This is a genomic window from Desulfobulbus propionicus DSM 2032, from assembly GCF_000186885.1.
GTDB lineage: Bacteria > Desulfobacterota > Desulfobulbia > Desulfobulbales > Desulfobulbaceae > Desulfobulbus > Desulfobulbus propionicus.
The window spans coordinates 3,267,640-3,280,135 of sequence record NC_014972.1; the positions used below are offsets into that span (position 1 = coordinate 3,267,640).

Below are 12,496 nucleotides of genomic sequence, written 5' to 3' on the forward strand. Positions count from 1 at the left end.
GACCATCAAGCGGATGTGCCCAGCCCGCCGAAACAGAGGTACTTCAGCTCCAGATATTCCTCAAGGCCGTACTTTGACCCTTCCCGTCCGATGCCCGATTCCTTGATGCCGCCGAACGGCGCCGCCTCCGATGACGTCCGGCCGGTATTGATCCCCACCATGCCGTACTCGAGCGCCTCGGCGGTCCGCCAAATTCGTCCGATATCGCGACTGTAGAAGTAAGCGGCCAGTCCGTAGGGCGTGTTGTTGGCCAAGGCCACGGCCTCCTGATCGTCTTTGAAGGAAAAGAGCGGCGCCACCGGACCGAAGGTCTCGTCACTGGCAATCAGCATCTCGGGACTGGCGTCAAGCAGCACCGTGGGTTCGAAGAAAAATCCGGCCGTTCCCAACCGTTTGCCACCGCAGGCAATCCGCGCCCCCTTGGCCACGGCATCGTCAATCTGCGCCTCGACCTTGCGCACCGCGTCCAGATCGATCAGCGGCCCCTGCTGCACCCCTTCCTCGAACCCATTGCCCACCCTGAGCTGCTGGACGGCCTCGACCAGTTTGGCGGCAAACCGTGCATACACCTTTTCCTGAACAATGAAGCGGTTGGCACACACACAGGTTTGCCCGGAGTTGCGATATTTCGAAGCCATGGCTCCCCGGACCGCCTCGTCGAGGTCAGCGTCGTCGAAAACGATGAACGGGGCATGTCCTCCCAATTCCAGAGAAACCCGCTTGACCGTGGCGGCGCAGTCGCGCATGAGGATCTTGCCCACTTGGGTCGAACCGGTGAAGCTGAGCTTGCGGACCAGGGGGTTGGCGGTCATCTCGGCGCCGATCACCGCCGCCGGACCGGTCACCACATTGAACACCCCGGGCGGCATGCCGGCCTCCTCGGCCAATCGGGCCAGGGCCAGAGCGGAAAAGGGGGTGCTGCTCGACGGCTTGACCACCACCGGACAGCCGGCGGCCAAGGCGGGCGCTGCCTTGCGGGTGACCATCGAGGAAGGAAAATTCCAGGGGGTGATGGCGGCACAGACGCCCACCGGCTCCTTGAGCACCACGATCCGTTTGCCCTGCTGGCCGATGGGAATGGTGTCGCCGTACACCCGCTTGGCCTCTTCCGCGTACCATTCGACATAACTGGCGCCGTGAAGCACCTCCTCCCTGGCCTCAGCCAGCGGCTTGCCCTGTTCCATGGTCATGATCACCGCCAGGTCGCGATGGTGTTCGACCAGCAGATCGAACCATCGCCGCAGCAGCCGCGACCGATCCTTGGCGGTCAAGGCTCGCCAACCCGGCCAGGCGCGATGGGCGGCCTCGATGACGGCCGCGGTTTCCCTGTTGTCTAGGGCTGGCACCGAACCGATGGCCCGGCCGCTGGCCGGATCAACCACCTCTATCCGTTTGCCGGCGACGCTGTCTATCCATCGACCACCAGCAAAGCATTGGGAGCGCAACAGCTCTTGATGACGTACTTTCATTGCCCCCTCTTCACGGGTCATCAAAAAGAAAGCAGGCAGCATGCCGAAAATGAAGCTGCTGCCTGCAGGTGGGTTACTTTTATCTTCAGGATCACTCCAGGTGTGCTACTATGCCTTGAAGGATGCCATCATACACCGGGACGTGTCTTTTTTCATCCCGATAACAGCCGCACGACAAAAGAGCAGGCCTAGATGAACATTGAGCAGCGCCGATCCCCCCGCCTTGTCGATTACCTCCCTCTTGAAGTGCATGTCGTCCACAAACGGGACGGCCACGTCATTGCCGGCCCGTTCTCGGGAAGAATCATCGACCTGTCGATCCATGGCGCGTGCCTGCTGATGAGCCAAGTCATGCACGAACGTTTTCACCTCTTCTACTCGACCCGCGAGACGGATGAGAGGTTGTTGCACCTGACCATCGATCATCCACCCGAGCTGCAGCATTGCACCCTTGCTGCCCAACCGGTCTGGATGGCGCTCTTTCGACAGCAGCAAATACGCGCCTTTAAGATAGGGGTCGAATTCACGGGGAATCCGGAAAAGCAGCACATGCGGGAAATTCAGGAAGCGTTGCGAAAAAATCGGCCAGAGAGAAGCAACAAATGGATTGAATTGTGCAGTTATTTCGCGGGCCGCAGAGAGCGGGACTGCCGCTGAACTCATCGTGTTTGTTCTTTTTCGCCAAGAAGCGTAAAGACCGGAATGGCTTTTTCAACTCCCCGCAGGTGCATCTCGCCCAATTCCTTGAGCTCGAAATGATCGGCGATCGCTTGGCGCACCGCCTCGGTGATATAAATCCGGCCCGATGAGGACTCGGCGGACAGGCGCTGGGCAATATTGACCTCATTGCCGACCACCGTGTAATCGAGCCGCTTGGTGGAGCCGATATTGCCCAGAAAAATCGTGCCGCAGGTTACGGCGATCCCCAAATCCACCAAGGCAAATTCAGCGCTGCGCCGCATCCATTGCTCCCGCAGCTCCGCAAACCGTCTCCTGACCGCCCATGCAGCATGCGCTGCCGCCAAGTTTGGCCGCTCCAGCTTGATCGGTGCGCCGAACACCGCCAGGACCGCATCCCCCATGAACTTATCGACCGTCCCCTGCCAGTGAAACACTTCCTCGGTGAAAAATTGAAAGAATTCGTTGAGGAACACGCGGAGTTCCCGCAGATCGATGCGCTGGACCAAACGGGTAAAATTGCGGATATCGGCAAAAAGGACGGTCACCTCGGTGATTTCGCCCAACGCCATCAAATCGGTATTGCCGCCTTTCAGCAGCAGCTCAGCCACCTCGGGGGCCACATACTGTTCGAACAGGGTGCGCATGCGGATAGTTGCGGCCAACTGCTGCCGTGCCCGCAAATTTTCCAGGGCATTGGCCGCCTGGCTGCAAATGATCCCGAGCAGTTCGGTATCCGCCTCGGAAAAACGTTCATCGGTCAATTTTTGACTGATGTTGAGCACCCCGATCACCCGTTCGCGAATGCGGAGCGGAAAAGAAACAGCGGAAACGATATCTGGCTGGCGGAGCAGCGCCGAAAAGATGGAGGCATGCTGATCCTCCTTGTTAAGAATGACCGACTTGCCCTGCTGAAAAACCCAACCGGCGATCTGGGCCCCGGGCTTGAGCCGGATGGATCGGGCCAGGACCGGATCCATGCCCCGGGAAGCGGCAATATGAAGACTCCCTTCCTGGAGGTCATAAAGCATTACCGAAATATGACTGGCGCCTGTCTGCTGTTCCACCGCGGTCACCAAGCCATCGAGGATTTCCTGCTCACTGGTCGCCGCAAGAAATTGCTCGCCGAGGCTGTAGAGGGGAATCAGGGTGCGTAACCGGATGTTTTCCTGTTGCAACCGGTGGCGTTCCAGAACCAGCTCGACGGCCCGTGTCAGATGCACCGGATTGCCAGGCCATTCCACCAATCCGGAAAGGCCCACCTCCAACACGCCCCGCGGCAATTCCGGACGGAGCGAAGCGGACAGCAACACCCCGGCCACGCCCGGCTGGGCAGCATTGAGAGCGGCAAAGACCTGGCAGCCGTCCATGGCGAGGGCATCCTCGACAATCAGCACCACGGCAACTGCTTGGCGGGCACAGATGTGGATTGCCGCCGATACGTCGCGGCAGCGAATCATCTTTATGTGCGACAATATCGCCATTACCTCCCCGGCCTGCGCATCGTCGGCGGCAAGGAGGACCACAGGAGTTTTCATTGATGGGCTCGCTGGAATTCCATACTTTTCAAAGCGATGTTACCATCGACCAGGAGGCAAGGCAAGCAATAGCGCCAAAAGAAGCCCCTTGCCGGGTTGGTCCCGCTGTTCATTTCCTTCCACCTGAGGTATACTCGGCCATGCTTGCACAACTACCCCACAGTCCGCTCGCCGAGCGGATGCGCCCCACCCGCCTGGAAGATTTTGTCGGCCAGCGCCATCTGGTTGGCGAGGGCAAATTCCTCAACCAGCTGATCGACAGCGGCCGAATTCCCTCGCTGGTCCTCTGGGGGCCGCCCGGATCGGGCAAGACCACCTTGGCCACCATCCTTGCCCACGCCGTCTCTGCCCATTTCGTCTTTTTCTCCGCAGTACTCTCGGGGGTCAAGGAGATACGGCAGATCGTCGATCAGGCCAAGTCTGTCCATGAACAGGACGGCAGGCCGACCATTCTCTTTGTCGACGAAATCCACCGCTTCAACAAGAGCCAGCAGGACGCCTTTCTGCCCCACGTGGAAAGTGGCCTGCTGACCCTGATCGGAGCGACAACGGAAAATCCGTCGTTCCAGATCACCGCTCCCCTGCTCTCCCGCTGCCAGGTCCTGCTCCTCGCTCCACTCGACCGCAACGATCTCAAACAGGTCATGCGGCGCGCCCTCATCGATACCTCGGTCGGTTTCGGTGACGATCGTCTGACCATCGACGATCAGGCCCTCGACCTCCTGGCCGATACGGCGGACGGTGACTGCCGACGAGCGTTGAATCATCTGGAAACGGCGGCCGCCCTGACCCTGGAGCAGCTCAAGCGCCAGCCAGCGGCTGGAGAGGCAGAGCGAACGATCACCGTCGCCCAGGTGCGGGAAACACTGCAGCAAAAAACCCTCCGCTATGACGCCAGGGGCGAGGAACACTACAACCTGATTTCAGCCCTGCACAAAAGTCTGCGCGACAGCGATCCGGACGGTGCGGTCTACTGGCTGGGCAGGATGTTGCTCGGAGGCGAGGACCCACTCTATATTGCCCGACGGATGATTCGGTTTGCTTCCGAGGACATCGGCAATGCCGATCCACAAGCCCTGCAAGTGGCCCTAAACGGCCGTGAAGCCTACCATATGCTCGGTTCGCCAGAGGGCGAACTGGCACTCTATCAGGTGGCTGCTTATCTGGCCACCGCTCCGAAAAGCAATGCGGTCTACGTGTGCACCCATCGGGTACGGGCGGACATCGAACGTACGGGGTCCCTGCCGGTCCCCCTGCACATCCGCAATGCGCCGACAGCACTGATGAAGGATTTTGGCTACGGCCACGGCTACCAATACGCGCACGACGACCGGGACGGTCTGGTGCTGCAGGAACACCTGCCTCCGGAGCTGGCGGGCCGCGTCTACTACGAGCCGACCACCCGCGGCTACGAGGCGGTGATCAAGGACCGATTGACCAAATGGAAACAAATACTCAAACAGCGAGCGCAACAGCATGAACTGCAACAACGGAATAAATAAGGGAAACGTATTATGGACCGTCCTGCTCCTCCTCGCTCTTCTCCTCTGGTGGGGCGAGGTTGAAGCGGCGGGCATGCGGTTTATTTACACCAACGACAACCTCGGCGAACTCGACAGCTGTGGCTGACACCTGAACAAATTGGGCGGTCTGTCCAAAAAAGCATTTATAACCAAGACATTAACCAACGATTCGCACTACCCGGCCCTGATTGTCAACAGCGGCAACCTGCTGTTCAAAACCGATATTCTGCAGCCGGAGGAAGCTGAAACAGCAAGGATTGCCGCCGACGGCGTGTACCAGGCCACCCGGAAGACAGGGGCACTCATCGCCGGTGTAGGCAGCCGGGACCTGGCCGCCGGGACCGCCTTCCTGAGCCAATTCCATCAACCACCGCACTTTACCTGGTTGTCCCTCAACCTTGTTCATCCTTCCAACCGTCAGCCTCTGTTCACCCCGATTCATTGGCAGCAGGTGAATGGGATCAACATCGCGGTCCTGGCGCTGACCGACCACACCGCCCCTTCCGCGCAAGGCAACGATTTCCTTGCCCTTCCGTGGCAGCAATCACTGCCGGAGGTTCTGGCGCAGGTCGAGCAGCAGGCCGATTTCGTGCTGCTACTGTCCAACTATTCCTTGATCGATAATCAGGAAATCGCCCGCCACCACAGAGCCATCGACCTCATCCTCCAGTCGGGCCATGCCATCGGCAACAGGACCCCGCTTGTGGTCAACAACACCCTGATCGCCCAAACCGAAACCCGCGGCAAATACCTGGGGGTGCTGAATGTGGACTGGAATGGCCATGGCCGCTGGCGCGAGGGCCAGCCAGGCGCGGCGACACCGGATGACAAGCCGGCGTCAACCTACAGTAACCGGTTCATTGCGTTAAAACCTTCGATCACCAATGATCCCGAGGTGGAGGCCATTGTCCAGCAGACCAAGAGGCGCTTGGACAGCCATCAGGCCGGGCGATAGAAATCGGCCGACCTACACTGCCACTAACCGATAACCAATAAAAAAGGCCGCCTCAAGAGGCGGCCTTTTTTATTGGTCGAAGCAATGAACTTAGCAGCCGAATGCCTTCTGCAGGTTCGGAATGGTCTGTTTCTTGCGGCTCATCATGCCGTCGATCCACATGGAGTTGCCGGAAAGCTTCTTACCGAAAGCGCCTTCGATCAGAGCGGGATCATCGGAGAGCACCATCAAGTCGGTGCCTTCCTTGACCACGTCGGTGAGCATCAGCAGGACGGAATGCCGTTCGCTGCCCTTTTGCTCTTTCATGGCATTGTACAGGGCATCGCGCATGTCGGCTACCTGATCCAGGGTGGCAAGCTCGAGCTGACCGACGCCGACTTTTTTACCCTTCATATCGAAATCCTTGTAGTCGCGATGGAGCAGGTCCATGGCCGGAACGCCGGCAACGGCACTCTTGGCCTTGAGCATCTCCATGAACAATGCTTCGGTGTCCTTGACATCGGCGATTGCGGCCAATTCCTTCACGGCCTTCTTGTCGGCGTCAGTGCAGGTCGGGGACTTGAAATTGACGGTATCGCTGAGGATGGCGGCCAGCATCAGACCAGCAACCTTAGGATCAACCTTCACGCCTTCCAGATCATAGAGGATCTTGAGCACGGTACCGGTGCAGCCAACCGGCATGTTGCAGAAGAAGATCGGTTGATTGGTGGTCACATCACCGATTTTGTGATGGTCGACGACGGCCACAACCTCGCCGGCGGCCAGATTGTCCGGAGCCTGAGCCAGATCGCTGTGGTCAACCAGGGCAATTTTCTTGCCGGTGGCATCGGTCAGGGTCTCGGGGGTGGCAAAACCGAACTGCTTCAACACCATCTCGGACTCGGGATTCAGCTTGCCAGCAACGGCGGGAACATAATCCTCACCCTTGGCCTTCATCAGCGCTGCATAAGCGATGGCGGCGGTTACAGAATCGGTATCCGGACTTTTGTGACCTACAACATAAACAGACATAGCGAATTACCTCCCAGTACATGTTCAATGACACATTTTCATGTGCGCTTCTCTTCCATCTCGGACCCTATGCAGGTCAGAAACAATAAAATTGAACGACCTTATAATGTTCACTTATAAGCGTCAAGCAGAAAAAGGAGCAATGGTGCAAGCAGCCTGCTCTGCCTTGAAAAACAAAGGGATCGACGTTGTCGATCCCTTGTATTTTGGGCTTGAAAATGAAGAACGGTTCAGTCGCGGCTGCCGCCAAAAAATCGCAGCAACATCAGAAACAGGTTGATGAAATCAAGATAGAGGGCCAAGGCTCCGATGATCGCTCCCTTGCGGATGGCAACCTCGCCCTGCTCCATGATCCCTTCCTCGCCGATGGTCTTGATCTTTTGCACGTCGTACGCGGTTAGACCCACAAAAACCAGTACACCGATGGCGGAAATGGCCCAGTAAAGAGCCGGGCTCTTGAAAAAGATATTGACGATCGAAGCCAGGAGAATGCCAATCAGCCCCATGAACATGAACGATCCCATGCCGGACAAATCGCGCTTGGTCACCATGCCGTAGACTGCCATGGCGGCAAACATGCCGGCCGTTACCAGGAATGTGGCGCCAATGGAGGCGTGGGTGTAGGCGAGAAAGATGGTGGATAGGGTCACACCGTTGAGGACCGAATAGCCGACAAACAGTCCGGTCGCCGTTCCCGGCTGCAGCTTGTCAATGCGGGCGGAGAGATAGAAAACCATGCCCAGCTCGGCCAACACCAGAATAAAGAATAGGGGGCTGGCGATCAGCGGCTTGACCAAGCCGGATTCGGCAGTGAACAAGGCCACGCCGCCGGTGATCGCCAGGCCGATGGCCATCCAATGAAATACCTTGGCGAGAAAAATGGTCGAGGCATCCTGGCGCGCCTTGGCCAGGGTGATGTCACGTGCTCCAATCTGCGTCTGCATGTCTTAGCGTTCCTCCATATCTTGAAATAGATCACTGCGGTGTTGAGACGAAATATTAACCATTCCGATTGTAAAGGCAAGACATCTTGCCCTTTGCTGGCAAAAAACGACAAATCAACCTGTTGCGCAGGCCCCTGGACAGGAACGCCAACATCACGGATTCGGTTAGGTGCCATGCGGCCAAGCTGAAACGCTTCCGGCTGACTAACGGGACGCGCTCGGTCTTGTTTTCTTGTTGGACAGGTGTGCAAAAATTGAGCGAATGGCGTATCATGGCCGCCATCCGCCACGCGGGGAACAGCACGGGGCCGCCCAGCGCCCATCACCCTTAGCCAAAGAAGACACCCCTCATGATACGCATTGAACAGTTAACGGTTATTGTCGACAAACCCACCACCAAGCTGCAAGCCTTTCGCCTGGAGGACACGATCCGGGCACCGGCGGTGATCGTGTTCATTGATGAGGAAAAAGCGCAACTCATCCCCCTTCCCCAGGGAGAAACGCCGCCCACCACCATTCGGTCGCATACCATGCAAGCCAAGATTGACATCATCGGCCTCGATGAGATCAACGCCTATCTCCGGCAAAGTTGAACGAGAAACCAAGGCGGGAAACCCGGCCCGTGGCAACGGCGGGCCGGGAAGAAAAACAAAGAGAGACCGGATCTGGCGGGAACGGAACACGCCCCGAAGCGCTTCTGCAGGGCGGCCAACCAGCGAATCGCGCCGGAGCGACCGCTTGCACGAACAGGTGCCCTCGACAGCGGTTGAGTCAATCAGGGTTTGCTTGAATCGGAGAGCGAGATGTTGAGCTCCAGCACTTCGCAATCACCCCGTCGATCCAAGGACAGTTTGACCTGATTTTCGTTAATCTGGATATATTTTCGGACCACTTCCAGGATGTCGTTCTGGAGTTGCGGCAGAAAATCGGGGCTGGTCGAACGCCTCCGCTCGTGGGAAACGATGATCTGCAACCGCTCCTTGGCCACCGATGCGGAGCTTGTTTTTTTTGCTCGAAAAAAGTCAAAGAATTTCATGGCATCATGATCCAAAGAAACGGGAGAAAAAGCCTTTCTTCTGCACGTCCATAAAACGGTACGGCACGTCTTCGCCCAGGAAACGGTCGACAATATCGAAATAGGCCTCACCGGCATCGCTCTCCTCGGCCAGGGTCACCGGTATGCCCGAGTTGGAGGCTGCCAGCACCAGCTTGGACTCGGGAACAACGCCAAGAAAAGGAATAGCAAGAATTTCACACACATCGTCGGCACTGAGCATATCGCCCCGTTCCACCCGCACCGGGTCGTAGCGGGTGACCACCAGATGCACCTTCACCGGCGGCTGGTCCTGTTCGGCCCGCTGGGTTTTGCTGGCCAGCATCCCGATGATCCGATCCGAATCCCGCACCGAGGAAATCTCGGGGTTGGTGACCACCAGGGCTTCGTCCGCATAGTACATGGCGGTCATCGCGCCCTTTTCAATCCCCGCCGGCGAATCGCAAACGATATATTCAAAGCTCTGCCGCAGGGTGGCTATCACCTCGCCGACCCCTTCCTTTGACAGAGCGTCCTTGTCGCGGGTCTGCGAGGCCGGGAGGATATACAGGTTGCCCACCCGTTTGTCCTTGATCAGGGCTTGATTGAGCGAGCCCTCGCCATGGATGACATTAAGCAGGTCGTAGACCACCCTCCGCTCGCAGCCCATGATCAGATCAAGGTTGCGCAGACCGACATCGAAATCAATGACCACCGTTTTATATCCGCGTACCGCCAGGGCTGCCGCAACGGCCGCGCTGGTGGTGGTTTTTCCTACTCCGCCCTTGCCGGACGTCACAACGACCACTTTAGACAACGGATTTCCCTCCTTGTTTGCTCATCAATACTTTGTCTTCGCTTCTCTCTCTGATTTCACCGATGATGCGGGTCAAAGGCGCCCAAAATGTCGAACCGCAGGCGTCCCCTTTCATGGACGATCATCACACATTGGTTAAGGACCGCCCGATCGAGCAGGTCATTGACCACATAGGCATCGGCCACGGCGACCAGTTCCGGGTTGCATTGCAAACTGAAGATACGAGCGGTGGCATCGCCGTGCACACCGGCCATGGCTCGGCCGCGCAACGCACCGTAGACGTGAATATTGCCGGCGGCAATCACCTCCGCACCAGCATTGACCGATGACAGCACCACCAGATCACCGTCTGGCGCCACCACCTGCTGCCCCGAGCGCACCGGTTGACTGATGACCATGGTTTTGGCCCCGGTCGAATCGCGCGTCTCTGCCACTGGCTCGGGGGCGGGCTGCTGTGGTGGCGGTTCAGGCACCTCGACCGGCTTGTCCTCCTCCGGCGCGGCCACCGTTTTCTCGGTTTTGGCCGCAGGCAACAGCCCCAGCCCCGCCGCCAGCACCCGCTCAGCCACACTGTCGGCACCACCGCGCACCCCCACCGGGACCAACCCCAAACCGCGCAGGAAAGTGCTGAGCACGAGAAAATCGAGCGCCAACTGTTCCTCTTCCGACGCCTGCTTCAGATCGATCAAGAGCGGCGCATTGCTGAAAAAGGAGCGGGCTGGGCCGATCTTTTTCTTCAGCTGCGGATAGAGCAGATCAGGATTGGTCAGCTTGACATGCAGGACCATCACGGTCAGCACGCTGCCCTTGAGCTCAAACACGGATGCTTCGGTGGTGGTATCGTTAGCTTTCATGGAACGGTGCTTGTTCAAAAGAATTCAAAGTGGAATTGTATACCTATTCATTCGCCAAATCTCAAGGATACTCTGCATGTCCGCAAGAGATTCACACTCGCCCAAAAAGACCCAATGAACCACTCCTGCGCAGAGCACATCGGCGCCGCAGTTCAGGGGGCAGGACGTGGGCCAGCCCGGTCGAGGGGAAAGAAAAGGCCGAAAAGATCGATTATGAGGAAGCGGAAAAAACTGCAAATCGTCTCTTTTCCCCGTTCCCGGGGAGACTGGGGACGGCGACGGCTGGCATCAAAGACATTGGAGCCAGCCGATACTCCACATGCAGTGGCCGCAGGGTACACGACTGCCGTAGCAGTCATGCATGCCTAGGAGATTGGCATTGACCAGATCGGCACAGGGCGCCGAGGTGCAGCTCCAGCAAGGAGCGTACTCGCTGTGCCCGACCTCGATCCGAAAGGCGGTATATTCCGCTTTTTGCCAGATAGCCTCCAGCGATTCATCCTCGATGGAGCCCACAACGCGCTTGTTCACCCGGATACTGCCGTGATTGACCTGACTGGGGCAGGTGTGCCATAAAAAATGACAGGGCATGACCTTGCCGTCTTTATCGATGAAGACCGCGTCGTCGTCGATAAAGGGGCATCTCCGGTGGCCATTGGCCGGCGCGTGGAGCGGCGGCAGGAACAGATCGATCCCATGTTTGCTTGCCGTCAGCCGGGCGCGGTGAAAATGAGCCTCGATTTCTCCCATGTCGCGGTCGCTCTGCGCCACCAGATTGGGAAAATGAAGCGTGAGATCCTGTTGCTTGGCTTCCTGGCGCATGGCGTCTCCGAGTTGGACGACCAAGGCATCTGCCGCACTCTTGGAGAACTTGAGCTGCGCAACGGGCAAATCCGCCAGGTTCACCCCTTGCCCCTTGGCCGCCGCCGACCATTTGGCAAAAAGGTTGGTTGCCTCACGACTGTTGGGATTGAACAGGCTGTATTCGCCCAACGAGCCATCGTAGGAAAACAGGTGACTGACGATGATGAAATCGACCTGATGCTCGCCGGCCCATGCCACCACGTCCGACAATTGGTGCAGTGTCTCCTTGCGGAGAACCACCTCAAGGCCAATGCGAACGCGCCGCTGGCTTGCTGCTCTTGCCTGTATCAGATGGGCAATCGCCTTGGTCACCGAGGAGCGTTGATGTCCGCCCCGGTTGCGCTCCTTGTCCTCGTCCGCATCCAAACTGTCCAATGACAAGCACACGGTATCAAGCCCAGCCTCGATTAAGCGCACGGCGCGGCCGTGATTGAGCAGCAACCCATTGCTCTGGAAGCCGATGCGGCCATCAGGAGGCATCACCGCTCGGGCGAGGGCGATCATTTCTTCCAGGTCAGGGTGGAGCAGGGGCTCACCGAGCCCGTTGAGCACGAGGAATTCGGTGTGCGACAGGGAGGCGGTCGCCAGCTTTTTGAAAAGCGCCAGCGGCAGTTCCCCTTCCTCAATGCAGCTTCCCTCGGAAAATTTCAAGCACATGGGACACTGCAAGTTGCAGCGGGTGGTCAATTCAACATAGACCTTTTTCGGGTATGGGGACAGCATGATGGTCATTCAAGAAAACAATTACAATCAGACACAGGCGATCGGCTTGACGGCTTCACTAGTCGCGAAAATGATGCCCTCGGCCAG

At 58.1% G+C, this 12,496-nt stretch carries 12 protein-coding genes; 4 read left to right on the forward strand and 8 right to left on the reverse strand.

The genetic code is table 11. The features are described 5' to 3' along the window. Positions 1-5: 5 nt before the first annotated feature. On the reverse strand, positions 6-1,469 hold the full coding sequence (locus tag DESPR_RS14205; RefSeq protein ID WP_015725489.1) for an NAD-dependent succinate-semialdehyde dehydrogenase: 1,464 nt from the start codon (positions 1,467-1,469) through the stop codon (positions 6-8). Positions 1,470-1,661: 192 nt separating this feature from the next. Here DESPR_RS14205 and DESPR_RS19335 point away from each other — a divergent pair, with 192 nt between their 5' ends. Continuing rightward, entirely contained in the window at positions 1,662-2,126 is a 465-nt protein-coding gene (locus DESPR_RS19335) for a PilZ domain-containing protein (RefSeq protein WP_015725490.1), read from the forward strand. Between the two features lie 2 nt (positions 2,127-2,128). Here DESPR_RS19335 and DESPR_RS14215 read toward each other — a convergent pair whose 3' ends face one another. After that, positions 2,129-3,685 carry an adenylate/guanylate cyclase domain-containing protein gene (locus DESPR_RS14215; RefSeq protein WP_043770155.1) on the reverse strand — a complete coding sequence of 519 codons (1,557 nt, stop codon included), beginning with the start codon at positions 3,683-3,685 and terminating at the stop codon, positions 2,129-2,131. Positions 3,686-3,825: 140 nt separating this feature from the next. Here DESPR_RS14215 and DESPR_RS14220 point away from each other — a divergent pair, with 140 nt between their 5' ends. Together DESPR_RS14220 and DESPR_RS14225 are read left to right on the forward strand one after the other, a co-directional pair. Further along, complete coding sequence (locus tag DESPR_RS14220; protein ID WP_043770157.1) at positions 3,826-5,187, forward strand: replication-associated recombination protein A; 1,362 nt, start codon at positions 3,826-3,828, stop codon at positions 5,185-5,187. A 139-nt stretch (positions 5,188-5,326) separates the two neighbouring features. Further along, positions 5,327-6,163 (forward strand): bifunctional UDP-sugar hydrolase/5'-nucleotidase, encoded by an 837-nt coding sequence (locus DESPR_RS14225; RefSeq protein ID WP_015725494.1) that lies wholly within the window; start codon positions 5,327-5,329, stop codon positions 6,161-6,163. Between the two features lie 90 nt (positions 6,164-6,253). On the opposite strand, the gene DESPR_RS14230 is transcribed toward DESPR_RS14225, so the two are convergent. Both DESPR_RS14230 and DESPR_RS14235 read right to left on the reverse strand, forming a co-directional pair. Next, positions 6,254-7,174, reverse strand: a complete 921-nt coding sequence (locus DESPR_RS14230; protein ID WP_015725495.1) for a manganese-dependent inorganic pyrophosphatase — start codon at positions 7,172-7,174, stop codon at positions 6,254-6,256. Positions 7,175-7,404: 230 nt separating this feature from the next. Next, the gene (locus tag DESPR_RS14235; RefSeq protein WP_015725496.1) at positions 7,405-8,118 is read right to left on the reverse strand and encodes a Bax inhibitor-1/YccA family protein; all 714 of its coding nucleotides are present in this window, start codon (positions 8,116-8,118) and stop codon (positions 7,405-7,407) included. Positions 8,119-8,468: 350 nt separating this feature from the next. Between DESPR_RS14235 and DESPR_RS14240 the strand changes: the two genes are divergently transcribed. Next, a complete protein-coding gene (locus tag DESPR_RS14240; protein ID WP_015725497.1) occupies positions 8,469-8,711 on the forward strand; it encodes a hypothetical protein in 243 nt (80 codons plus the stop codon). A gap of 182 nt (positions 8,712-8,893) precedes the next feature. Here DESPR_RS14240 and minE read toward each other — a convergent pair whose 3' ends face one another. The 4 genes from minE to DESPR_RS14260 form a co-directional block, all read right to left on the reverse strand. Beyond that, on the reverse strand, positions 8,894-9,154 hold the full coding sequence (minE, locus tag DESPR_RS14245) for a cell division topological specificity factor MinE (protein WP_015725498.1): 261 nt from the start codon (positions 9,152-9,154) through the stop codon (positions 8,894-8,896). Between the two features lie 4 nt (positions 9,155-9,158). Further along, positions 9,159-9,968 (reverse strand): septum site-determining protein MinD, encoded by an 810-nt coding sequence (gene minD, locus DESPR_RS14250; RefSeq protein ID WP_015725499.1) that lies wholly within the window; start codon positions 9,966-9,968, stop codon positions 9,159-9,161. A gap of 56 nt (positions 9,969-10,024) precedes the next feature. Further along, a complete protein-coding gene (gene minC, locus DESPR_RS14255) occupies positions 10,025-10,822 on the reverse strand; it encodes a septum site-determining protein MinC (RefSeq protein ID WP_015725500.1) in 798 nt (265 codons plus the stop codon). 288 nt (positions 10,823-11,110) lie between these two features. Then, entirely contained in the window at positions 11,111-12,409 is a 1,299-nt protein-coding gene (locus DESPR_RS14260; protein WP_169701637.1) for a radical SAM/SPASM family putative metalloenzyme maturase, read from the reverse strand. Positions 12,410-12,496: the final 87 nt, after the last annotated feature.

Coding starts and splice junctions, on each gene's coding strand:
- DESPR_RS14205 (WP_015725489.1), bottom strand. CDS start 1,469: ATGAAAGTACGTCATCAAGAGCTGTTGCGCTCCCAATGCTTTGCTGGT.
- DESPR_RS19335 (WP_015725490.1), top strand. CDS start 1,662: ATGAACATTGAGCAGCGCCGATCCCCCCGCCTTGTCGATTACCTCCCT.
- DESPR_RS14215 (WP_043770155.1), bottom strand. CDS start 3,685: ATGAAAACTCCTGTGGTCCTCCTTGCCGCCGACGATGCGCAGGCCGGG.
- DESPR_RS14220 (WP_043770157.1), top strand. CDS start 3,826: ATGCTTGCACAACTACCCCACAGTCCGCTCGCCGAGCGGATGCGCCCC.
- DESPR_RS14230 (WP_015725495.1), bottom strand. CDS start 7,174: ATGTCTGTTTATGTTGTAGGTCACAAAAGTCCGGATACCGATTCTGTA.
- DESPR_RS14235 (WP_015725496.1), bottom strand. CDS start 8,118: ATGCAGACGCAGATTGGAGCACGTGACATCACCCTGGCCAAGGCGCGC.
- DESPR_RS14240 (WP_015725497.1), top strand. CDS start 8,469: ATGATACGCATTGAACAGTTAACGGTTATTGTCGACAAACCCACCACC.
- minE (WP_015725498.1), bottom strand. CDS start 9,154: ATGAAATTCTTTGACTTTTTTCGAGCAAAAAAAACAAGCTCCGCATCG.
- minC (WP_015725500.1), bottom strand. CDS start 10,822: ATGAAAGCTAACGATACCACCACCGAAGCATCCGTGTTTGAGCTCAAG.
- DESPR_RS14260 (WP_169701637.1), bottom strand. CDS start 12,409: ATGCTGTCCCCATACCCGAAAAAGGTCTATGTTGAATTGACCACCCGC.